The sequence below is a fragment of the Bacillus sp. T17B1 genome, assembly GCF_026796395.1.
GTDB classification, from domain to species: domain Bacteria; phylum Bacillota; class Bacilli; order Bacillales; family Bacillaceae; genus Bacillus; species Bacillus spizizenii_A.
In genome coordinates this window covers 1-21106 of the sequence record NZ_JALAYA010000048.1, presented here as the reverse complement: position 1 = coordinate 21106, position 21106 = coordinate 1, and the positions used below count along the sequence as shown (strand labels likewise).

Annotated in this window: 24 protein-coding genes; 18 read left to right on the top strand and 6 right to left on the bottom strand. The window is 42.6% G+C overall.

The features are described from left to right. Window positions 1-19: 19 nt before the first annotated feature. The 3 genes from recX to MOF34_RS18995 all read left to right on the top strand — a co-directional run bounded on the left by recX (window position 20) and on the right by MOF34_RS18995 (window position 2474). The gene (gene recX, locus MOF34_RS19005) at window positions 20-811 is read left to right on the top strand and encodes a recombination regulator RecX (RefSeq protein WP_268401344.1); all 792 of its coding nucleotides are present in this window, start codon (window positions 20-22) and stop codon (window positions 809-811) included. A 10-nt stretch (window positions 812-821) separates the two neighbouring features. Continuing rightward, window positions 822-1142: a YfhH family protein gene (locus MOF34_RS19000; protein WP_268401343.1), complete on the top strand. Its 321-nt coding sequence runs from the start codon at window positions 822-824 to the stop codon at window positions 1140-1142. 138 nt (window positions 1143-1280) lie between these two features. Further along, window positions 1281-2474, top strand: coding sequence for an MFS transporter (locus MOF34_RS18995; protein WP_268401342.1), 1194 nt, complete (start codon window positions 1281-1283; stop codon window positions 2472-2474). Between the two features lie 33 nt (window positions 2475-2507). On the opposite strand, the gene MOF34_RS18990 is transcribed toward MOF34_RS18995, so the two are convergent. Further along, window positions 2508-2660 (bottom strand): small, acid-soluble spore protein K, encoded by a 153-nt coding sequence (locus tag MOF34_RS18990; RefSeq protein ID WP_268401341.1) that lies wholly within the window; start codon window positions 2658-2660, stop codon window positions 2508-2510. Window positions 2661-2784: 124 nt separating this feature from the next. Between MOF34_RS18990 and MOF34_RS18985 the strand changes: the two genes are divergently transcribed. From MOF34_RS18985 to MOF34_RS18960, 6 genes are all read left to right on the top strand, one after another. Then, a complete protein-coding gene (locus tag MOF34_RS18985; protein ID WP_268401340.1) occupies window positions 2785-3054 on the top strand; it encodes a YfhJ family protein in 270 nt (89 codons plus the stop codon). Window positions 3055-3197: 143 nt separating this feature from the next. Beyond that, window positions 3198-3713, top strand: a complete 516-nt coding sequence (locus MOF34_RS18980) for an SH3 domain-containing protein (protein ID WP_268401339.1) — start codon at window positions 3198-3200, stop codon at window positions 3711-3713. A gap of 88 nt (window positions 3714-3801) precedes the next feature. Then, a complete protein-coding gene (locus MOF34_RS18975) occupies window positions 3802-4134 on the top strand; it encodes an SdpI family protein (RefSeq protein WP_268401338.1) in 333 nt (110 codons plus the stop codon). Further along, window positions 4121-4981, top strand: a complete 861-nt coding sequence (locus MOF34_RS18970; protein ID WP_268401337.1) for an alpha/beta fold hydrolase — start codon at window positions 4121-4123, stop codon at window positions 4979-4981. Before MOF34_RS18975 ends, MOF34_RS18970 begins: the two co-directional genes overlap by 14 nt. 226 nt (window positions 4982-5207) lie before the next feature. Then, window positions 5208-6197 carry a glycosyltransferase family 2 protein gene (locus MOF34_RS18965; RefSeq protein ID WP_268401336.1) on the top strand — a complete coding sequence of 330 codons (990 nt, stop codon included), beginning with the start codon at window positions 5208-5210 and terminating at the stop codon, window positions 6195-6197. Between the two features lie 71 nt (window positions 6198-6268). Continuing rightward, a complete protein-coding gene (locus MOF34_RS18960; protein WP_268401335.1) occupies window positions 6269-8860 on the top strand; it encodes a YfhO family protein in 2592 nt (863 codons plus the stop codon). On the opposite strand, the gene MOF34_RS18955 is transcribed toward MOF34_RS18960, so the two are convergent. Then, on the bottom strand, window positions 8857-9840 hold the full coding sequence (locus MOF34_RS18955; RefSeq protein ID WP_268401334.1) for a metal-dependent hydrolase: 984 nt from the start codon (window positions 9838-9840) through the stop codon (window positions 8857-8859). The two genes, MOF34_RS18960 and MOF34_RS18955, sit on opposite strands and share 4 nt — an antisense overlap. A 216-nt stretch (window positions 9841-10056) precedes the next feature. Here MOF34_RS18955 and mutY point away from each other — a divergent pair, with 216 nt between their 5' ends. Continuing rightward, window positions 10057-11166 carry an A/G-specific adenine glycosylase gene (gene mutY, locus MOF34_RS18950; protein ID WP_268401333.1) on the top strand — a complete coding sequence of 370 codons (1110 nt, stop codon included), beginning with the start codon at window positions 10057-10059 and terminating at the stop codon, window positions 11164-11166. Window positions 11167-11173: 7 nt separating this feature from the next. Here mutY and MOF34_RS18945 read toward each other — a convergent pair whose 3' ends face one another. Continuing rightward, window positions 11174-11398, bottom strand: a complete 225-nt coding sequence (locus tag MOF34_RS18945; RefSeq protein ID WP_268401332.1) for a hypothetical protein — start codon at window positions 11396-11398, stop codon at window positions 11174-11176. Between the two features lie 82 nt (window positions 11399-11480). Between MOF34_RS18945 and fabL the strand changes: the two genes are divergently transcribed. The 5 genes from fabL to MOF34_RS18920 all read left to right on the top strand — a co-directional run bounded on the left by fabL (window position 11481) and on the right by MOF34_RS18920 (window position 15494). Next, window positions 11481-12233: an enoyl-[acyl-carrier-protein] reductase FabL gene (fabL, locus tag MOF34_RS18940; RefSeq protein ID WP_268401331.1), complete on the top strand. Its 753-nt coding sequence runs from the start codon at window positions 11481-11483 to the stop codon at window positions 12231-12233. 68 nt (window positions 12234-12301) lie between these two features. After that, window positions 12302-12559 carry a gamma type acid-soluble spore protein SspE gene (sspE, locus tag MOF34_RS18935; protein WP_268401330.1) on the top strand — a complete coding sequence of 86 codons (258 nt, stop codon included), beginning with the start codon at window positions 12302-12304 and terminating at the stop codon, window positions 12557-12559. A 172-nt stretch (window positions 12560-12731) separates the two neighbouring features. Next, window positions 12732-12992: a YgaB family protein gene (locus MOF34_RS18930; RefSeq protein WP_014113115.1), complete on the top strand. Its 261-nt coding sequence runs from the start codon at window positions 12732-12734 to the stop codon at window positions 12990-12992. A gap of 142 nt (window positions 12993-13134) precedes the next feature. Continuing rightward, window positions 13135-13665, top strand: coding sequence for a DUF402 domain-containing protein (locus MOF34_RS18925; RefSeq protein WP_003223272.1), 531 nt, complete (start codon window positions 13135-13137; stop codon window positions 13663-13665). Window positions 13666-13751: 86 nt separating this feature from the next. After that, the gene (locus tag MOF34_RS18920; RefSeq protein ID WP_268401329.1) at window positions 13752-15494 is read left to right on the top strand and encodes an ABC transporter ATP-binding protein; all 1743 of its coding nucleotides are present in this window, start codon (window positions 13752-13754) and stop codon (window positions 15492-15494) included. A gap of 74 nt (window positions 15495-15568) precedes the next feature. Here MOF34_RS18920 and MOF34_RS18915 read toward each other — a convergent pair whose 3' ends face one another. Together MOF34_RS18915 and MOF34_RS18910 are read right to left on the bottom strand one after the other, a co-directional pair. Then, window positions 15569-16630: an aromatic acid exporter family protein gene (locus tag MOF34_RS18915; protein WP_268401328.1), complete on the bottom strand. Its 1062-nt coding sequence runs from the start codon at window positions 16628-16630 to the stop codon at window positions 15569-15571. 220 nt (window positions 16631-16850) lie between these two features. Then, a complete protein-coding gene (locus MOF34_RS18910; RefSeq protein WP_268401327.1) occupies window positions 16851-18140 on the bottom strand; it encodes a glutamate-1-semialdehyde 2,1-aminomutase in 1290 nt (429 codons plus the stop codon). 153 nt (window positions 18141-18293) lie between these two features. Here MOF34_RS18910 and bcp point away from each other — a divergent pair, with 153 nt between their 5' ends. Then, window positions 18294-18767 carry a thioredoxin-dependent thiol peroxidase gene (gene bcp, locus MOF34_RS18905; protein ID WP_042975168.1) on the top strand — a complete coding sequence of 158 codons (474 nt, stop codon included), beginning with the start codon at window positions 18294-18296 and terminating at the stop codon, window positions 18765-18767. A 132-nt stretch (window positions 18768-18899) separates the two neighbouring features. Next, window positions 18900-19337, top strand: coding sequence for a peroxide-responsive transcriptional repressor PerR (perR, locus tag MOF34_RS18900; protein WP_003223285.1), 438 nt, complete (start codon window positions 18900-18902; stop codon window positions 19335-19337). Window positions 19338-19371: 34 nt separating this feature from the next. Here the strand turns inward: perR and MOF34_RS18895 are convergent, their stop codons facing one another. Next, the gene (locus tag MOF34_RS18895) at window positions 19372-19725 is read right to left on the bottom strand and encodes a YgzB family protein (protein ID WP_003223287.1); all 354 of its coding nucleotides are present in this window, start codon (window positions 19723-19725) and stop codon (window positions 19372-19374) included. 208 nt (window positions 19726-19933) lie between these two features. On the opposite strand from MOF34_RS18895, the gene MOF34_RS18890 reads away from it, so the two are divergent. Next, window positions 19934-20818, top strand: coding sequence for a nucleotidyltransferase-like protein (locus MOF34_RS18890; protein WP_268401326.1), 885 nt, complete (start codon window positions 19934-19936; stop codon window positions 20816-20818). Window positions 20819-21106: the final 288 nt, after the last annotated feature.

Genomic DNA, 21106 nt, shown 5'->3' with positions numbered 1-21106 from the left:
CCTGAGAAGGGAGAATAAGATGCCATTTATTACAAAAATATCAACGCAAAAGAAGAATACGGAACGCTTCAATATCTTTCTCGATGAAAAATACGCTTTTAGTGTGGACGCGGACGTGCTCGTGAAATTTGACCTCAAAAAGGGAAAAGAACTTGATGACCTTGACATCATTGAGATTCAATACGGCGATGAAGTAAAGAAAGGCTTCAACCGTGCGCTTGAATTTTTATCCTACCGGATGAGGTCAACGAAAGAGGTTGAGGACCACTTGAAGAAAAAAGAAACCTCGGCGCCCGTCATTGTGGAAGTCATCCATAAGCTGAACGACTACAAGTACTTAAACGACCAGGAATTTGCCGCGGCCTATGTCAGCACCCACAAAAAAACGAATGGAAAAGGCCCTGACGTTTTGTTCAGAGAGCTGAGAGCAAAGGGAATCGACGACGATACAATTAAGGAGGCGCTTAGTTCCTTTTCCTTTGAAGACCAGACGAGAGAAGCGGTCAAGCACGTTGAAAAGCTTCTCAAAAAAGATAAGAAGCTCTCGACGAAAGAGCTCAAACAGCGTGCCCAGATGCAGCTACAGCGCAAGGGCTTCTCATTTGATGTCATCACCGCGGCACTGGAGCAGATTGAATATGAAAATGATGAAGACACAGAGAAAGAGGCGTTGCGCCTTCACGCGGAAAAAGCATTTAGAAAATACCGCTATGACGGCTCATATGAAAGTGCCATGAAGGTCAAACAATTTTTATTCCGCAAAGGATTCTCACTCGATTTAATCGATCAATTTCTGCAGGAAGAGGAGTAGCTGAAAAAAAATGGAGAAACGATACAGTCAAATGACACCGCACGAACTCAATACCGAAATCGCATCACTTTCTGAAAAAGCAAGAAAAGCTGAACAACACGGCATCATAAACGAGCTGGCAGTGCTCGAACGGAAAATTACGATGGCAAAAGCATATTTGCTGAACCCGGTAGATTTCTCACCGGGAGAAACTTATCGTGTGGGAGACTCTGAAGACGAGTTTACGATCAGCTATTTAAATGGCGTTTTCGCATGGGGATACAGAACCTCATCCCCTCAGCAAGAGGAAGCGCTGCCAATCTCAGTATTGCAAGAAAAGAAGCAAGCGTAACAGGGAGGCTGACTATCAGCCTCTTTTTTATATGCAGCACATTCACACAAAATCTTAAAGAAAAAATCATTGAACTCACTCCAAAAATCTTTTAAGATGAAACTCGTTGTTTTTTAAAAATCGAAGGAGGCGATGACGTTGCGTATCAAAAACCCATCTGTAAAATTTATTATATTTGTTCTTATGATTTGTACATTTTCAATCGGATACACAGAATACGCAGTGATGGGTATTTTGACGTCGATTGCCAATGACTTTCATATACAAGTTTCATCTGCGGGGCTTCTTGTCACGGCCTATGCGGCAAGCGTTTGTTTGACTGGCCCGATTGTCACCATCATTTCCGTCAAGCTCCCGAGAAAGCCTGTGCTGCTTGGGTTGATGGCGATTTTTATTCTTTCTAATCTGATGAGCGTGCTGGCGCCGAATTTTGCGGTATTGGCTGTCTCAAGAGTTTTATCTGCATCCATTCATGGCGCTTTCTTCGCGATTGCCATGGTATTTGCCAGTGAAATGGTTCCGCCGGAAAAGCGTGCAGCTGCCGCTGCATCAATGAATGGCGGGCTGACAGTAGCTCTCATACTCGGCGTTCCATTCGGTTCTTTTCTCGGAGATGTCCTGAATTGGAGAGCTGTATTTTCCATTATTACGGCCCTGGGTGTCATCGGATTTTTAGGCCTCATGGCTGCTGTGCCGAACAGAAAACCAAAAGTGATCCCAATGCTTATGAATGAGTGGGGGGTATTTAAACACAAACAAGTGCTGTATTCCTTCGCGATTACAATTTTAGGCTATTCCGGCGTCTTTATCGCCTACACCTTTATCGAACCGATTTTGAGACATTCAGCTGGGTTCGGCACGGTCGGTATTACAGGTGCTCTCTTTGCGTACGGATTGGGAGGCGTTGCAGGAAATTTTTTTGCGGGAAAAGTGCCGCTTCCCCTACTGACTCGAACGATGATCGGCGTGATGATCGGTTTGATCGGTGTGCTAGCCGTATTTCCTTACATCTCCATTTACCCGGCTGCAGCCATTATTGCAACATTCTTATTTGGAGCATGCGCATTCGGTACACCTCCTCTGCTGCAAACGAAGGTCATTTCCTCATCTGAGAGCGGCACAACCATTGCCGCTGCTGTCAGTGTGTCGGCGTTTAACCTTGCTAATGCGCTAGGTGCGTGGATCGGTGGATTGATTTTAAGCGGAACAGGCTCTTATTCCTGGCTGTTCGCGGGCGGAGCGCTTATGACCGCATGCGGACTCGTGCTTTCTACCTTCGCACATTTATCTGAAAAGAAGAGCGGCTATGAGTATCAAGTCAATAAAGGGTAAAAAAACAGCTGCAGCACATGCAGCTGTTCTTCTTTATCGTTTGCCAGAGGCTCTCATTCTTTCTTGAGGATGCTGATTGATTGATCCGTCAGCACGCTTTGAAGCATAGTCGTCTTTTGCTCTCGGTTCACCCTGAAATTTGTTTTCGTTTTCGTAAGGAAATCCTTTTGCTTTATTCCGGACCATGTCATTTCCCCCTAGGTTCGAGATCAAAAAGTTGCGTCTTTCCAGATGAAGACGTAAGGTTAGTATATGGAGAACAGCACGTTTTAAAGCGTCATTTATTTCCTGAAGAAAGGAGACTGCACACATGGATACGTATATTGAAAAACTGACAAATCTGCTTCTGGAAAAGAACGATATGATTAGCTATATACAGGCAAAAACGTGGGTGGAATTGTTATGGAGCGATTTTGAAGCAACTTATGCAAAAGCCGGACACGCCTATCAGGGTGAAAAAATGACAGAAAAAATCGTCACACAATGGATCGAAAACTATGGCGGCCAGCTCCATCTTTTCCAAAGCCCTCGTGATGATGTAAATGATTACTTAAACCAAAGCAGAGGCCTCCTGCATTAAAAAAACCTGCCGCTATCATCCGGCAGGTTTTTATTTCTTTAAAATTATCTTAACAGACAGAAAAACTAAACAAAACGTGTTTCATCCGCCTGTCAATTAGGGAATACCACTTATATCTTGTCAAATGCGAGGAGGAGCTTTATATGAAAAAGAAACAAGCAATGCTCGCTTTAACAGCTGCCGCAGGACTGAGTTTGACAGCGCTTTATTCCGCTCCCGCAGCAAAAGCTGCGCTCCTTCACAACATATCTGTCAGCATGCCATCATCTGATTCTTACATCATAAAAGCAGGAAAGCTGAATGTCCGGACTGAGCCAAATCATAAAGGTGAAATTCTTGGCACTTTATCATCAGAACAAAAAGTCACAGTCAATGGTTACGAAAATGCTGATTGGGCTCAAATTCAATTCAAAGGAAAAAAAGCATATATTTCAACACACCTCTTAATGAAAACCGCAAGCCAAGCAAAAACAGCGAAACAGACAGCCTTCTATACACCGACACCTGAAAACGGGAAAGCAAAACAGCTTTCATCCGGCACAGAGGTGACATTACTTGGATGGGGGTTTAGTGAAAACGGCGGATTTGACTTTACATGGGCGTTTGTTGATTATGGCGGAGTCAAGGGATATATTCAGACAAAGGACTTACAAATATGATAAATAAGGCAAGCTGTGGCTTGTCTTTTTGCCTATGTATGAAACATTTCTTCTTTCCGCACGTAACAATGAGAAAGGAGATGATGCTATGGCTGGTTTAGTCGGTGGAGGGCTTATGATCATTGCGGGTATACTGATCAAACTGTTTCCTCCCGAATCCATAAGCAGTGTGTACGGATACAGAACGAGACGTTCAATGTCAGATCAGAGATTATGGGATGAGGCGAACCGTTACAGTGCATCATTGATGATTCTGTCAGGCTTGGTCATTGCGGGACTAGGTTTGCTGCTGAGATCAAACTTGATCATTCTTCAGCTTATCCTGCTGATTGCCGCCTGTGTCATTACGTTTATGCTAACGGAGAAAAGGCTAAAAAACATGACGTACAGTCAAGGAGGAGATACAAGTGGACGGAGTTAAATACCAGTTTGTCAAAACAAACGGAATCACACTCCACGTTGCGGCCGCAGGGCCGGAGGACGGCCGGTTAATTGTCCTGCTCCATGGATTCCCAGAGTTTTGGTACGGCTGGAAAAATCAAATTAAACCGCTCGCCGATGCGGGTTACCGGGTCATTGCTCCTGATCAGCGGGGCTATAATCTCAGTGACAAGCCGGATGGAATTAATTCATATCGGATTGATACATTAAGAGATGATATCATCGGACTTATTTCTCAATTCACAGATGAAAAAGCAATTGTCATCGGACATGACTGGGGAGGAGCTGTCGCTTGGCATCTGGCTTCCACGTGCCCGGAATATCTAGAAAAGCTAATTGCCATCAATATCCCGCACCCGCACATCATGAAAACCGTAACGCCAATTTATCCGCCGCAATGGCTGAAAAGCTCTTATATCGCTTTTTTCCAGCTGCCCGACATACCGGAGGCATCACTAAAGGAAAATGAATATGAAACATTAGACAAAGCAATTGGATTATCGGCCCGTCCTGAGCTTTTTACGTCAGAGGATGTCAGCAAGTACAAAGAAGCGTGGAAACAGCCCGGTGCGCTGACAGCTATGCTGAACTGGTATAGAGCCCTCAGAAAAGGAAGCCTTTCAGAGAAAACCACTTACGAAACAGCACCTTACCGGATGATTTGGGGAATGGAAGACCGCTTTTTAAGCAGAAAGCTTGCGAAAGAGACGGAAAGACATTGCACGAATGGACACCTCATTTTTGTTGATGAAGCTTCCCATTGGATTAACCACGAAAAACCAGCCATCGTCAATCAGCTTATTCTGGAATACCTTAAAAAACAATAAGTCATAATTTTTCTCCATCTGTCTGTCATAATGGCAGACTTTTTCTGCGCGTTTTTTTCATAGTCTGTTTTAAACATGACAAAATAAAAACGATGAATGTCACCATAAAATGTAACAAAAAACAGGTTTAAACGACTTTTAAAAAAGGAATAGCCTTACTGAAGATCTGCCTGCCACTCTCCCTAAGGCAATACTTAATAATAGAATAAAAAAAGAAGGTGCCTTAATGAAGCAAGGATTAATCTCGATTATTATCCCGTCTTACAATGAAGGGTATAATGTTAAACTCATTCATGAATCACTGAAAAAGGAATTCAAGACCATTCATTATGACTATGAAATTTACTTCATAAACGATGGAAGTGTTGATGACACGCTTCAGCAGATTAAAGACTTGGCAGCCGGATGCAGCCGGGTAAAATACATATCCTTTTCTCGGAACTTCGGTAAAGAGGCCGCAATTCTAGCGGGTTTTGAACATGTTCAAGGCGAGGCGGTTATTGTTATGGACGCCGATCTGCAGCATCCAACCTATTTGCTGAAGGAATTTATCAAAGGCTATGAAGAAGGCTATGATCAAGTCATTGCCCAAAGGAACAGAAAAGGGGACAGCCCTGTCCGCTCACTCCTGTCATCTCTTTATTACAAATTCATCAATAAAGCGGTGGAGGTTGATTTGCGTGATGGTGTCGGAGACTTTCGGCTGTTAAGCCGCCAAGCTGTGAACGCTCTTTTGAAGCTAAGCGAAGGCAACCGCTTCTCTAAAGGTCTGTTTTGCTGGATCGGCTTTGATCAGAAAATTGTGTTTTATGAAAATGTCGAACGAAAAAACGGCACATCCAAATGGTCGTTCAGCAGTCTGTTTAACTACGGAATGGACGGCGTCGTTTCATTTAACCATAAGCCGCTGAGAATATGCTTTTATACCGGCATTTTCATCTTGCTGCTTTCCATCATTTATATCATTACTACATTTCTTAAAATTTTAACGAACGGCATTTCTGTACCCGGCTATTTCACAATTATCTCTGCAGTGTTATTTCTCGGCGGGGTTCAGCTGTTAAGTCTCGGAATCATAGGTGAATATATCGGCCGAATTTATTATGAAACAAAAAAACGCCCGCATTACTTGATTAAAGAAGCGAATATCCCGAACAAAGACCTGCCTGAAACGAACGAATTGAAAAGCATGCGGCGTCTGACAAAAATGCACTGAAATCATCAAGCGCCATCGGCAGTGCTTTTTTTGCGTGCTTACAATCTTAAAAGCAAGACTGGAGAAATCATATGAAAAGAAAATATGTCATGATCTATGCGGCCAGTCTGCTGGTTTCCGCTCTTGCACACGCTTTTTTTGTGAAAGAATGGGCGGACGGCAGATATATGACAGGTCCTGGTGACGGGCTTGCGCAAATGATCGTATTTAAAAAATTATTATTTGACCAATATACACACGGGAATTTTTTCTATAATAATTCATTCGGGCTCGGCGGCGGCACGTTCAGTCAACTCGGCTATTATTTTTCTTCTTCCTTTCTTTTTCTTGCGGTATCCGCCGCCGTCTGGCTTCTTCAAGCCGTCCAGCTAATCGGAGAAGCGGATACGCTTTTTTGGGCGGAGTCAGCTGTTTTTATCAGTATTTTTAAACTGAGTCTGATCATTTTTACAGCCGCTGCTGTTTTTCATTACCTTATCAAACATAGAGCGGCGTCGTTTACGGGGGCCGTATTATACGGTGCCTCAATCATTTATTTCCGCCACGAAGCGTATTGGGAATTCTTTACCGATACAATGATTTGGCTTCCGCTGCTTGTTCTCGGAGCAGAAAAAATCATAAGGGAGCGGCGTCCGGCATGGTTTATCATTGCGTGCTCGCTGACGTTAATCAACAACTTTTACTTTGCATACATAAACCTCATATTCATCGGGATTTACGTGCTGTTCAGGTGGCTGATCCGACTGGAAAAGCATGAAGAGAAAAAATGGATTCAATGCAGAATGTTTTTGGTTTCAGGCCTCATTTCTTTTGGCATCAGTGCTGTGGTGTTTGTGCCGGTGGTATACGGTTATTTAAACAACCTGCGCCCCCCGTACAGCCAGAAAATAGAATGGTTTAATTTTGATGATAATATTTTATTTTCGAGCCGGATCATTATTGTGCCGGCCGCCTTTCTGCTGTTTTTATTTCTTGTTTCTTTTTACAAAAACCGCGTGTTTCGTCTCTTTGCCGGATTGAGCCTGCTGTTTATTCTTTTTCATTTCAGCCCGTATACGGCAAGCGTATTTAACGGTTTTTCCGCCCCGCAAAACCGGTTTGAATATGTACTGGCCTTCACCATTGCGGGTGCAGTTGCGGCTGGTTTGTCACAGCTGTCTGAGTCTGAACTGAATTGGAAAGAGCTGCTCCCGGCCATAGCTGTTGTCCTGCTTCTTTACTTGTATCATATCCAAAGATATAAGCTGGATATATGGAAGCCTGCGAATGAAAGCATTTTATTGCTATTGTTCCTGACAATTGCAGCCTTGTTTGCTGTAGCTTTTGCGAAAAAAAGGGCAAAGGTGGCTGTATACGGTGTGATCATTCTTTCTTCACTATTTGTTGCCAACTCCTATCAAAAATACGCACTCTCAGAAGGCGGCGGGCTGGACAGTGTGACTAAAGGATATCTTACGGGTGAGGAATACAAAGGGCAAGAATCATCTGAGCTCATCAGTCGTTTGCAGAAGGAAGACAATGATTCGCTCATGAGAATTGATTGGATGAACGGGGTTCGCAATAATACGCCAATTATTTACGGGTTTAATGGATTCAGCGCCTATTCCAGCATTTTAAACAAACATCTGCTGACTTTCTATTGGAATGATTTGAGCATCGATATGGGGAGAGAAAGCGTCAGCCGTTATGCGTCATTAGGAGACAGGGCAAATTTGTATAGCCTACTTTACGGCAAGTACTATATGACGGAAAAAACAAACGAAGCCAGTGTCCCGTACGGCTTCAAAAAGCACTTGGAATCAGAGCATTATGTGGTTTATGAAAATCAATACATACTTCCTTTCATCAAAACAGCCGAAGCCATATACAGTGAAAGTCAGCTGGACAAATTGCCCGCTCTTGCGAAAGAACAGGCAATGCTGAAAGGAATTGTATTAGCAAATCCATCGGGAAAAACGGAGCAGACACCGAAACTGGCGAATCTCATTCCTCAGTCGGACACCACTGCAAAACATGCACAGTATCAAAACGGACTGCTTACTGTGACTGGAGAAAACGGAGGGGAATTAATCATCACTCCGAAACAGGCGTCATCCTCTCCTGGAGACTACTATGTCAGCTTTTATTTGAAAAGCAAAGCAAAGGACAAAGGATTTACGTTAAGAGTCAATGATTATGTCACAACAAGGAAATCGAACCAATCGATTTATAAAACCGGAGTAAATGATATCACGGTCAGAGTGCCTAAATCAGACCATATTTCAATCAAGCTCCCAAAAGGAACGTATGAGCTTAAAAATATAGCGCTTTATGAAGAAAATTACCAAACACTGAAGAGCGCCGTGCTGCAAAATAAAACAGACAACAAAGAAGACGATCTGAAATGGGATAAGAATAAGCTGACGTTCGCGTATCGTCTTCCAAAAAATCAGTACATCATGCTCCCGATCCCATATGAAAAAGGCTGGGAGTTGAAAATCAACGGGAAACGACAGACGATCGAAAAAGCAGATTATGCTTTCATAGGCTTCAAGGCGCAAAAGGGAGACAATCATATTGAGCTGGCCTACTATCCGCCATACTTTAAAATATCTGCGCTCATATCTCTCGTCAGTCTGCTATTTGCTGCTTTATATATAAGACGAAAAAAAGCCCGGCTCTAAATAGAGCCGAGCTTTAATTTTTTCTGAAGCTTTTCCTCGCTGAATATCCATCCTGTATAGGAGGAGCGTATCGTGAGATCATGGCCGATATGAACGATGGCTACAAACGGATAATGGCCTTTGCTCCGATAACGCAGGTCAATAAATCTTACCTCATAATGATCTTTAAACGTATCGACTTCCCACCGGTAAACCGGAGAAAATGACAGAAACGCCGCGATGTTATCATCCTGCTTTGCAGCATGCATCACTTCGGTTTCAGGAACAGGCACCCGATTAAACGTATCCAGAATCACAACATGTCCTTCCATGCTTCTTCCTACATAGAAAGCATGGGCTGTCGTAACTGCGACCCGCCATTGCCTGAATTTCATCGTCGGTGAAATAATAATGCTTTCAATCTCATCATGAATCATCTCATGTAGCTTCCGTTTAATTCTCAACTGCATGATCAGGCGCACCAAATAATAGCCTGCCAATATGATATATAAGCTGAGAAACGTGATGCCGGGACTGCCGCCCGCATACCAAATCACGATAGCCGCCAGATGGCTGATGAAAATAAATGGATCAAACGTATTAATCAGCCCGAGCGCAACCCATTTTTTCGAAAACGGACGTATGGCCTGTGTCCCGTATGCGTTGAATATATCAACAAAGACATGCAGAACGACTGCCAGCAGAGTCCACAGCCACAGGTGCAGAAAATCGGCCTGCGGATAAAATAAATACAGGATCGCCGGTATGATGACAGACCAAAACAAAACGGCAGGAATTGAATGGGTGAATCCTCTGTGATTTCTTATATAAACAGCATTATTTTTAAGCTTTAACACAGTATCAATATCCGGAGCCTGAGAGCCTGCAAGCGTTGCGATCATAACAGCGTGAGCCATTGCCGGATCTGATCCGACAACAGGGTCAAGCGTCGCAATACCGCCAAGTGCGATGCCCATCACAACATGTGTGCCCGTATCCATAGGTGACCTCCTTGCAGGATTGCCCTGCACATTCACTTTTGTAAGATATTCCCCGTTTTCATATACCCAATATATAACCCGATTCAATCGTTCTCATATGTTTCCGCTTTTTCTTTAGTTCTATTTAATGTAACATATTATCGTACTGTGCCCTTAGTGTACAACAAAAAACAGTCTAAAGAAAAGCGGGGCGCGAAAGACTGGGGAGAAACACATATGAACGTACTTGAAGACAAATTAAAACAAAAAGACATACAGCGATTTCGCGATGATTTAATTTCATGGTTCGAACGAGAGCAGCGCGTTCTGCCGTGGAGAAAGGATCAAGATCCATACAAAGTGTGGGTATCTGAAGTGATGCTGCAGCAAACGAGAGTAGAGACAGTGATTCCTTACTTTCTGCGTTTTGTGGAACAATTCCCGACAGTGGAAGCACTCGCTGAGGCTGATGAAGAAAAAGTATTAAAAGCATGGGAAGGACTCGGCTATTATTCGCGAGTCAGAAATCTGCAAAGCGCGGTAAAAGAAGTGAAACAGGAGTACGGGGGCATTGTTCCTCCAGACGAAAAAGACTTTGGCGGCTTAAAAGGCGTCGGCCCATATACAAAGGGAGCGGTGCTCAGCATTGCATACAATAAACCCATTCCCGCGGTTGACGGAAATGTAATGCGTGTCATGTCCAGAATTCTCTCCATTTGGGATGATATCGCCAAACCGAAAACAAGAGCGATCTTCGAAGACGCAGTCCGTACGTTTATTTCCAAAGAAAAACCATCGGAGTTCAATCAAGGTCTAATGGAGCTTGGAGCCTTAATCTGTACGCCAAAATCACCTTCATGCCTGCTATGCCCTGTTCAGAAGCATTGCTCAGCATTTGAAGAAGGCACTGAACGGGAGCTTCCGGTAAAAAGCAAAAAGAAAAAGCCCGGTATCAAAACAATGGCCGCGATCGTGCTGACTGATGAAGATGGACAAGTGTATATACACAAACGGCCGTCAAAAGGTTTGCTTGCCAACCTGTGGGAATTCCCGAATCTTGAAACACAAAAAGGGATCAAAACCGAGCGTGAACAGCTTACAGCATTTTTAGAAAACGAATATGGGATACAAGCTAATATCAGTGATCTGCAAGGTGTAGTTGAGCACGTTTTCACCCATCTGGTATGGAATATTTCTGTGTTTTTCGGTAAAGTAAAACAAGTGTCGGAAACAGCAGACCTGAAAAAAGTAACGAAGGAAGAGCTCGAACAATTCGCGTTCCCTGTATCACATCAAAAAATTTGGAAAATGGCAGTGGAGGCAGCCGCATACTCGGCTGCTCCGTAAAACATTGTTAATCGTAGGTGACGCGCGTGCCGTGGCTGTAGTCCGCTTCATTGCGCTTCATTCCGCCGCGCGCTTCAATTTCTTGCGTTAATTCCCGGTATTTTGATTGGCCTTCTTCGTTCAAATAAGGCATAATTTGCTGAAAGGCATGATGAAAATAGGCGAGTTCACTGTTTTTCCAATCTTTTTTGGAAACCATGTTTAATTCGCTCATATCACGTCCGACATACATAACAGAAGACCCCCCTTTTAAGTTCTTGCCATTATTGTTTGTGGAAATAAAAGAACTATACGCTACAAGGAGATGAGGAAAAATGGAACAAAATAAATGCGCGCTCGTAACAGGAAGCAGCCGCGGTGTCGGAAAAGCCGCCGCGATCAGACTTGCTGAGAAAGGCTATAACATTGTCATTAACTATGCACGCAGCAAAAAAGCCGCTTTAGAAACAGCGGAGGAAATCGAAAAGCTTGGCGTCAAAGTGCTTATTGTAAAAGCAAACGTAGGACAGCCGGCTAAAATCAAAGAAATGTTTCAGCAAATCGATGAGACGTTCGGCAGACTTGATGTTTTTGTGAATAATGCAGCTTCAGGCGTTCTGAGACCTGTCATGGAACTAGAAGAAACACACTGGGACTGGACGATGAACATTAATGCGAAAGCATTGCTTTTCTGCGCTCAGGAAGCGGCCAAGCTAATGGAAAAGAACGGAGGCGGACATATCGTCAGCATCAGTTCTTTAGGTTCAATTCGCTACCTTGAAAACTACACGACAGTTGGCGTATCAAAAGCGGCGTTAGAAGCTTTAACCCGTTATCTTGCGGTTGAGCTTTCACCAAAACAAATTATCGTCAATGCAGTATCAGGCGGAGCGATTGACACAGATGCGCTTAAACACTTCCCGAACAGAGAGGATCTGCTTGAGGATGCGCGTCAAAACACGCCTGCAGGACGCATGGTGGAAATTAAAGATATGGTTGATACTGTTGAATTTTTAGTCTCTTCCAAGGCTGACATGATCCGCGGACAGACAATTATTGTTGACGGCGGACGCTCACTGCTCGTTTAAAAATTTTTTAAAAAAAGGAATAGCCATACGCTCACCTGCACATTCTAATGACCGTGGAGGTGATAACAATGGCTAACTCAAACAATTTCAGCAAAACAAACGCACAACAAGTTAGAAAACAAAACCAACAATCAGCTGCTGGTCAAGGTCAATTTGGCACTGAATTTGCTAGCGAAACAAACGTTCAGCAAGTCAGAAAACAAAACCAACAATCAGCTTCTGGTCAACAAGGTCAATTCGGCACTGAATTCGCTAGTGAAACGAACGTTCAGCAGGTAAGACAGCAAAACCAATCTGCTGAACAAAACAAACAACAAAACAGCTAATCACTGAAACAGAAAAAAGCACTTCATCTTCGGGTGGAAGTGCTTTTTTTCTGTTTGAAAACGACAAAACTTGTGAAAGGTCTACAGAATGAGTCAAAGGGTTTGCTGTATTGGGATCGAAATGAATAAAGGAGGAAACGTTTATACTTTCACCAGGCTGAAGGAGGAACCGATGACGGAATTTGAAAAGCTGGTAAGTGAACAAATGAAAACGATGGATAAGCTTCTCGATCTCCAATCAGAGCTCGACCGCTGCAAACAAATTGAAGCAGAACTCCGGCATTTGGAAAGGGATGCAAGGCTGCGCGGTATTCAGGATGAAATTGCGGTAAAACGGAAGCATCTTGCCGATATACAGGATATGTTTCAAAAACAAACAGAGCAAGTGATTCGTTCTTATCGCAGCTCAGAAAAGCCGTCTTCCTTTGTGTAGAGAGGAATGTGCCATTCCCCGGCCGGAATGGCTCTTTTATTTTCATTTTTCAATTTGTAACGTTATAATAGGTAAAAGACGTTGTCGGTAAGCAAATTTGGACATACTAACTGTAGGGCTTTATAGAAAGTAGGGGAGAAATATGGGTTATCCCAAGGAAGGAGAAACCATTCAAATTCACAGCTATAAGCATAACGGGCTGATTCATAGAATTTGGAATGAGACAACAATCTTAAAAAGTACAGAAATGTGTGTCATCGGAGCCAATGACCGGACGATGGTAACCGAATCAGACGGCCGGACATGGATAACCAGAGAGCCCGCAATCTGTTATTTTCACGCAAGACAATGGTTTAATGTCATCGGGATGCTGAGGGAAGACGGGGTCCATTACTATTGCAACATCAGTTCTCCGTTTGCCTATGATGGCGAAGCAATTAAATATATTGATTATGACCTAGATGTTAAGGTTTTTCCTGACATGACCTACAATATTCTCGATGAAGACGAATATGATGATCATCGGAAAGCCATGAATTATCCAAAAGAAATCGACAGTATTTTAAGAGACTATTTAAACACGCTGCTCCATTGGATTCACCAGCGTCAGGGACCGTTTGCGCCCGAGTTTGTCGATATGTGGTATGAACGGTATTTGCGCTATACAAAATAATGGTTACGTAAAAACCTGTTGCGGGGTACAACAGGTTTTTCACATGGGCTCACGCACATCATGATAAAGAGAGAGGGGGCATCAACGTGGGGGTTATGAAACGATACATGCAATTCGTCAAACCTTATAAGAAGCAGATTTTCGTTACGGTATTAATCGGGATTGTGAAATTTTCTATTCCGCTTGCTCTCCCATTGCTTCTGAAGTACGTAGTTGACGACATTATTCAAGGAGGCGGCACGGCCAGTGACAAAACAACGTCATTGTTTACCATTATGGCGATTATGTTCGCCTTATTTTTAATTTTGCGTCCGCCTGTTGAATACTATAGGCAATATTTTGCCCAGTGGACAGCCAGCAAGGTGCTATACGATATAAGAGCCAAGCTGTTTGACCATATACAGAAATTGAGCCTTCGTTTTTATGCGAATACAAGAACAGGGGAAGTCATTTCTCGAGTGATCAATGATGTGGAACAAACAAAGGATTTTGTCATCACAGGCCTGATGAATATATGGTTAGATATGCTGACGATTTTGATTGTGATCTCTATCATGTTGACACTGGACATTAAATTAACGCTGATCTCTATCGTTTTATTCCCCTTATACGGTATATCAGTGAAGTATTTTTACGGCCGTTTAAGAAAGCTGACAAGGGAGCGCTCGCAGGCGCTTGCTCAAGTGCAGGGACATTTGCACGAGCGCATCCAAGGCATGCCGGTCATCAGAAGCTTTGCGATAGAAGACCATGAACAGGCTAATTTTAATGAGAAAAACAGCCATTTCTTAGATAAAGCCATCAGCCACACGAATTGGAACGCCAAAACCTTTGCGGTCGTCAATACCATTACAGATTTGGCGCCGCTCATCGTCATTGCGTGCGCCGGCTATTTTGTCATTAATGGACCGCTGACAGTCGGAACAATGGTTGCGTTTGTCGGATATATTGACAGAATGTACAACCCTGTGAGAAGGCTGATTAATTCTTCTACAACATTGACACAGTCGATCGCATCAATGGACAGGGTGTTTGAATTTATTGACGAGCCATATGAACTCACTGACAAACCAAATGCCATTAAAGCTGGACAAATCCACGGAGAAGTGGAATTTCAAAACGTTTCGTTTCAATATGAAAAGGAAAAAGAGAACATTCTCCATGATGTCTCTTTAAAAGTAAATAGAGGAGAAACCGTAGCTCTTGTCGGCATGAGCGGAGGAGGTAAATCAACACTCGTCAGCCTGATCCCGAGATTTTATGATGTGACAAGTGGCAGACTGCTGATTGATGGAACAGATATTCGCGATTATGAGGCGAGAAGCCTTCGCAACCAGGTTGGCATGGTGCTTCAGGATACCTTTTTATTCAGTGAGACAATTCGGGAAAATATCGCAATCGGCAAACCTGACGCCAGCCTTGAAGAGATTATGAAAGCCGCCAAAGCTGCCAATGCCCATGAATTTATTATGAGTTTTCCAGAAGGGTATGAGACCCGGGTGGGAGAAAGAGGCGTTAAGCTGTCAGGCGGACAAAAGCAGCGCATCTCAATCGCGCGGGTGTTTCTGAAAAATCCGCCGCTCCTCATTTTAGATGAAGCGACCTCAGCTCTTGATCTGGAAAGTGAGCATTATATTCAAGAAGCGATGGATAAATTGGCGAAGGACAGAACAACTTTTGTTGTGGCTCACCGTTTATCGACGATTACACATGCCGATAAGATTGTCGTCATGGAAAACGGGACAATCATTGAAATCGGAACCCATAATGAACTCATGGACTATGACAGTCAATATAAGCACTTATTTACCATTCAAAATTTGAGCTAAACATCAATCTTATATCCTTTTAACGAAGGATATAAGATTTTTTTTGTATATAAAAACCCGGCTGGTTAACCGGGTTACTCTTCTGTTTCAATTTCACAGTCTTTCGGATGATACGTTTGAAAACTTGTGATGAGTGTTTCTAAATGTTCGAGCTGCTCGCGGTATTCTACAGCACTTGCCATAATATTGAGCATGTTGTAATCAATAAGCTCATCATCTGTGTTTTGCTGATTTTTTAAAAATGATTTTGTTAAAAGCTGCTTATATCGGATGCCTTCTTCATCCGCGTCTTCATGTGGCTTGATTTTGCCGACAAACCTCATCAAAATCAGTTCATGCCAGTAAAGCAGGTAATCAAGCTCTTCAGTCAGTGTTTCCTGAAACTCTTCAGGCATATGATAGATGTCGTTTTCTAGACGATGCAGCTTCTTCAATGTATCAAGCGCCCGATTTGCAGTAATAATAGCCTGTCTGAACAGGACAAGTTTTCTTGATTTCACATAAGTTGTTTTTTTAACGTAACTTCTTTCTTCTTTATATAGAAGGTATGTCTGATCAAGCTTGATCATTTTTTCTTTCAGTTTTTCAATATCCTCTTTCAAAATCGAATGCTCTGTCGACTGCCGCATGGACAATCTGATCCACTTCAAAATTTCTTCGGTGTTTTCGACGGTATTATGAATAAGCTTTGTTTCGTACTTAGGAGGCAAAAACAAAAGGTTGACGATAAAGGAAGAAAGCACCCCTAAGATGACTGTGCTTGTTCTGATCAGTGCGAACATTAAAAAGTCGTCACCGGCGGATTCTAAAATCGCAATAACAGTTACAAGAGCAATCGAAATGGTATGTTCAATTTTAAGTTTCAGCATGATTGTAATGACAATAACTGCTGTTAACCCGATCATAATCGGGCTTGGTCCGAAAATAAGGCCGAACACTGTGGCAATCACAGCTCCGATGATATTTGCCTGAACCTGGTCAATAATAATGAGAAAAGAGCGGTAAATCGACGGCTGAATCGCAAATATCGCTGCAATTCCAGCGAAAATCGGCGCGGGAAGCCCGATCCACGAAGCCAAGTAAAGAGCAAGTGTAATCGCAATCCCGGTTTTGAAAATGCGGGCACCAAGTTTCATTGGTTTGTGCGTGCATTCCTTTCTATAGTAAATTGTGTGACATAGCAAATGGCTAATCCTTAAAATTCCCGGTAAGTTTATTTGCTAAACAATTAAGTAATATACAGGGATCAACACAAATATTCAAGCTATTTTTCTAGAAAAAAAGACCAAAATCCTACACGCTGTTTGAATCCATAAAAAAACAGGAGCTCAATGCTCCTGTCCAAGTTGTCTGATTCTAGTTTTTAAGGTGTTTAAAAGCATCCTCGACCGCTGCAAGCGTGTCTTTAATATCCTGCTCTGTATGTGCTGTTGTAATAAACCAGGCTTCATATTTAGAAGGTGCTAAATTAATTCCGCGTTCCAGCATCAGCTTGAAAAACGTAGCGAATGTTTCTCCGTCACTGCGTTCAGCCTGCTCGTAATTTTCGACTTTCTCATCAGAGAAATAAACCGTAAGTGCGCCTTTTAACCGGTTGACTGTAATCGTGATGCCATGTGTCTCTGCATGCTGTAAAATGCCTTCCTCCAGCATAGCGCCAAGGCGATCAAGCTTTTGATACACGCCTTCCTCTTTGAGCACTTCCAGACAAGCGATGCCTGATAGGATGGAAGCGGGGTTACCTGCCATTGTTCCAGCCTGATAAGCTGGCCCAAGCGGAGCTACCTGCTCCATAATTTCTTTTTTACCGCCATAGGCGCCAATTGGCAGTCCGCCGCCGATAATTTTCCCGAGTGCTGTTAAATCCGGTTTTACCTGTAATAGATCCTGCGCGCCGCCATACATAAAGCGGAATGCCGTAATGACTTCATCGTAAATAACGAGAGCGCCAGCATCGTGTGTCAGTTCATTTACTTTTTCCAAGAAGCCCTCTTTCGGCTCAACAATTCCGAAGTTGCCGACAATCGGCTCGACGAGAACCGCCGCGATTTCACTGCCCCATTTATCAAGAGCCGCTTTATAGCTTTCGATATCATTAAATGGAACTGTGATCACTTCGTTTGCAATGCTTTTTGGTACACCGGCTGAGTCTGGTGTGCCAAGAGTAGATGGACCGGAACCGGCGGCGACAAGCACAAGATCCGAATGTCCGTGGTAACAGCCTGCAAATTTAATGATTTTTGTCCGGCCTGTATATGCGCGAGCCACGCGGATGGTTGTCATAACAGCTTCAGTTCCCGAATTGACGAATCTTACTTTGTCCATAGCAGGAATGGCTTCTTTGAGCATCTTAGCAAATGTAACCTCATGTTTCGTTGGGGTACCGTACAATACACCATTCTCTGCTGCTTTTTTAATCGCTTCTGTAATATGCGGGTGGGCATGTCCTGTAATAATTGGACCGTACGCCGCTAAATAATCAATGTATTTGTTGCCGTCCACATCCCAAAAATAAGCGCCGTTTGCTTTTTCCATTGCGACGGGAGATCCGCCGCCGACTGCTTTATATGATCTAGACGGACTGTTTACACCGCCGACAATGTGCTCTAATGCCTCATTGTGAAGTTCAATTGATTTAGTATGCAAGAATAAAAACCTCCTATATCTCCATGCGTCCTTTCTATTGTAGCATGCTTCCGAACAAGAACAATGGATTCGGGCTTAAGATGCAAGGGCCGACAGTTGTAATCTGGACAAGAATTGGATACGCTTATTAAAAAAACATCCGGAGGTAACGTAATGACTATAGAAATCGGACAAAAAGCACCTGATCTAGAGTTAAAAGGCGATCATGGGGAAACAGTAACATTATCGGATTATAAAGGAAAGTATATCGTGCTTTACTTTTATCCAAAAGACATGACACCGGGGTGCACAACTGAAGCATGTGATTTTCGTGACAGCCACGAAAGTTTCGCTGAACTGGATGCCGTTATTATTGGCGTCAGCCCGGACAGCCAGGAAAAGCACGGGAAATTTAAAGAGAAGCATAACCTTCCATTTCTGCTTCTTGTTGATGACGAACATAAGCTAGCGGAAGCGTTTGATGTATGGAAGCTTAAGAAAAACTTCGGGAAAGAATATATGGGAATTGAGCGTTCCACTTTTTTAATTGATAAAGAAGGACGGCTCATTAAAGAATGGAGAAAGGTAAAAGTGAAAGATCATGTAGCGGAAGCGCTTCAAACCCTCAAAGATATGTCGGAAAAGTAAATGCGTCTATCAGCCTCAAATGATATGCTTACTTTTACCCTGATATCAATTGACAAATTATCGTAGAAAGAGTTACACTAATTATAAACATTACAATGTAAGAATTTTTTTTAGAAGAGAGGTGCATGACGGATGGCTGCACATGAACTAAAAGAAGCCTTAGAAACGTTGAAGGAAACCGGAGTTCGCATTACTCCTCAACGTCATGCGATTTTGGAATATCTCGTTAACTCTATGGCTCATCCAACAGCGGACGATATATATAAAGCTCTGGAAGGGAAATTTCCTAACATGAGCGTAGCGACGGTATATAACAATTTGCGTGTGTTCCGAGAATCCGGTTTGGTAAAAGAGCTCACATACGGTGATGCTTCCAGCAGATTCGATTTTGTCACATCCGATCACTATCACGCGATTTGTGAAAACTGCGGTAAAATTGTGGACTTCCATTATCCGGGCCTTGATGAAGTGGAGCAGCTCGCTGCTCATGTCACGGGCTTTAAAGTAAGCCACCACCGTTTAGAAATTTACGGTGTCTGCCAAGAGTGTTCGAAAAAAGAAAACCATTAAAAATAAGCTGACCGCACGAAACGGTCAGCTTATTTTATTTGGACATTTTCTTTTTATTATAAGACTCATCAAATTCTTTTCCTTCTAAACCTTTATCTAAAGTCAGCGGCTCTCTGCAATGCATGCACATGTCCACTCTTCCCAAAACCTTTGTCTCTTTTGCACATGCCGGACATATGACACGAACTGCTTTGGTCGAAAGCATTCCGATCCAAAAGTAAACAACTGTGCTGAGACCGATGGATAAAAGCCCAAGTATCATAAACAAACTGGATAGCAAAACTGACTCTTTGAAAAAGATACCGATGTACATAATGATAAACCCAACGAAAACCAAACTTAACGCAAATGTTCTGATTTTATTAATTTTGCTGGAGTATTTCGCCATGTCCATCCCCCTCTAATTTAACTATAGCACAAATCCAATGGGATTTTCTTCATGTTTTCGGTTGAACTGGAATTTATATGTGGAGACTTACTGTGAAATTGTTTATAATAGTTCAATGTGTTTAGAAAAAGAGGGATTTCGTTTTGACCATAGAATTGAATCAAATAGAGAATAAAAAATTTTGAACAATTGCATTGGAGGAATAGTGATGGATAATCTTCTCCGTCCAATTTACCAAGAAAGAGCAAGTCATCCCAATACATTGGCTGTCATTATGATTGAGAGAAGAAACAAAACCTCTTCCTTAACAGATAACTTTGATGCTGCTTTGCTGGTGATTGTAAAGGAGGCTGACGAGCCTGTTTTTATAAAGCATTATGAATTTGATCAAAAAACAGCTTCTTTGCATGTCGTAACAGATTCTCAGATTCAAGAATGGATTTTGCTCGGGACAAATAGAAGAATCATAGATTGGATTGTAAATGGCAGAGTCTTGTTTGACCGTAACGAATACATTGTCGAGCTGATTGACAGGCTGAATACATTTCCGTTTGCTGAACGCAAACTGAAGATTGGGCTTGAATATGGCAAATTAATAAGAAGATATGTTGAAGGCAAGGCTTTTTTCGAAGCCAATCAATTTTTAGATGCTTACAACGCGGTTGTTCATGCGCTGCATCATTTAGCGCGTATTGAAGTAATTGACAGGGGATTTCATCCGGAAACCACGGTATGGAGCCAAGTGCGTCAGATGGAGCCCCAAGTGTACAAATTATATTCCGAGTTGATTGAAAGCCACGAGAGCTTGGAAAAAAGACTCGAATTATTATTCTTAGCAAATGATTTTCTCATCCATTCCAAAGCTGAGATCGGTTCGGCTCATCTTTTTGAAGTAATGAAAGAAAAAGGGATATGGCAATTTGGTGAGCTTCTTCAGCATCCTGACTTAAAGCACTTTACCCAAGACCTTGGAGTTATGCTTGATTACCTGACGGACAAGGGACTTATCAACGTCTGCCAGATAGAAACAAAAGGACAGGCTATTTATCATCGGGGATATTCTTTAAAAAAAGATATTGACTCTGATTCTTGACCGTGTTATATTATTAAACGTCGCTGATGCGCTTCTGAAAAACAAGCTCACAGCGGCGGAGAAATAAATTCAAAAAACATTTGACAAAAGAAAGTCAAAATGTTATATTAATAAAGTCGCTTCGGCAAGAAGTGAAAAATGATCTTTGAAAACTAAACAAGACAAAACGTACCTGTTAATTCATTATTATAAAATCGCACAGCGATGTGCGTAGTCAGTCAAACTAAGGCCTGCACGACGTAGGTCACACAGGTGTCACCGCATTCTGCGGTGAACTTAACCTGTGAT

What these genes read in the sequence shown, in the direction of transcription:
- mutY (WP_268401333.1), top strand. Translation starts at nt 10,057, where the DNA reads ATGAACGTACTTGAAGACAAATTAAAACAAAAAGACATACAGCGATTT.
- MOF34_RS18990 (WP_268401341.1), bottom strand. Translation starts at nt 2,660, where the DNA reads ATGGTCCGGAATAAAGCAAAAGGATTTCCTTACGAAAACGAAAACAAA.
- MOF34_RS18985 (WP_268401340.1), top strand. Translation starts at nt 2,785, where the DNA reads ATGGATACGTATATTGAAAAACTGACAAATCTGCTTCTGGAAAAGAAC.
- MOF34_RS18965 (WP_268401336.1), top strand. Translation starts at nt 5,208, where the DNA reads ATGAAGCAAGGATTAATCTCGATTATTATCCCGTCTTACAATGAAGGG.
- recX (WP_268401344.1), top strand. Translation starts at nt 20, where the DNA reads ATGCCATTTATTACAAAAATATCAACGCAAAAGAAGAATACGGAACGC.
- fabL (WP_268401331.1), top strand. Translation starts at nt 11,481, where the DNA reads ATGGAACAAAATAAATGCGCGCTCGTAACAGGAAGCAGCCGCGGTGTC.
- MOF34_RS18925 (WP_003223272.1), top strand. Translation starts at nt 13,135, where the DNA reads ATGGGTTATCCCAAGGAAGGAGAAACCATTCAAATTCACAGCTATAAG.
- MOF34_RS18945 (WP_268401332.1), bottom strand. Translation starts at nt 11,398, where the DNA reads ATGTATGTCGGACGTGATATGAGCGAATTAAACATGGTTTCCAAAAAA.
- MOF34_RS18975 (WP_268401338.1), top strand. Translation starts at nt 3,802, where the DNA reads ATGGCTGGTTTAGTCGGTGGAGGGCTTATGATCATTGCGGGTATACTG.
- bcp (WP_042975168.1), top strand. Translation starts at nt 18,294, where the DNA reads ATGACTATAGAAATCGGACAAAAAGCACCTGATCTAGAGTTAAAAGGC.
- MOF34_RS18895 (WP_003223287.1), bottom strand. Translation starts at nt 19,725, where the DNA reads ATGGCGAAATACTCCAGCAAAATTAATAAAATCAGAACATTTGCGTTA.
- MOF34_RS18915 (WP_268401328.1), bottom strand. Translation starts at nt 16,630, where the DNA reads ATGAAACTTGGTGCCCGCATTTTCAAAACCGGGATTGCGATTACACTT.
- MOF34_RS19000 (WP_268401343.1), top strand. Translation starts at nt 822, where the DNA reads ATGGAGAAACGATACAGTCAAATGACACCGCACGAACTCAATACCGAA.
- perR (WP_003223285.1), top strand. Translation starts at nt 18,900, where the DNA reads ATGGCTGCACATGAACTAAAAGAAGCCTTAGAAACGTTGAAGGAAACC.
- MOF34_RS18955 (WP_268401334.1), bottom strand. Translation starts at nt 9,840, where the DNA reads ATGGATACGGGCACACATGTTGTGATGGGCATCGCACTTGGCGGTATT.
- MOF34_RS18930 (WP_014113115.1), top strand. Translation starts at nt 12,732, where the DNA reads ATGACGGAATTTGAAAAGCTGGTAAGTGAACAAATGAAAACGATGGAT.
- MOF34_RS18890 (WP_268401326.1), top strand. Translation starts at nt 19,934, where the DNA reads ATGGATAATCTTCTCCGTCCAATTTACCAAGAAAGAGCAAGTCATCCC.
- MOF34_RS18980 (WP_268401339.1), top strand. Translation starts at nt 3,198, where the DNA reads ATGAAAAAGAAACAAGCAATGCTCGCTTTAACAGCTGCCGCAGGACTG.
- MOF34_RS18960 (WP_268401335.1), top strand. Translation starts at nt 6,269, where the DNA reads ATGAAAAGAAAATATGTCATGATCTATGCGGCCAGTCTGCTGGTTTCC.
- sspE (WP_268401330.1), top strand. Translation starts at nt 12,302, where the DNA reads ATGGCTAACTCAAACAATTTCAGCAAAACAAACGCACAACAAGTTAGA.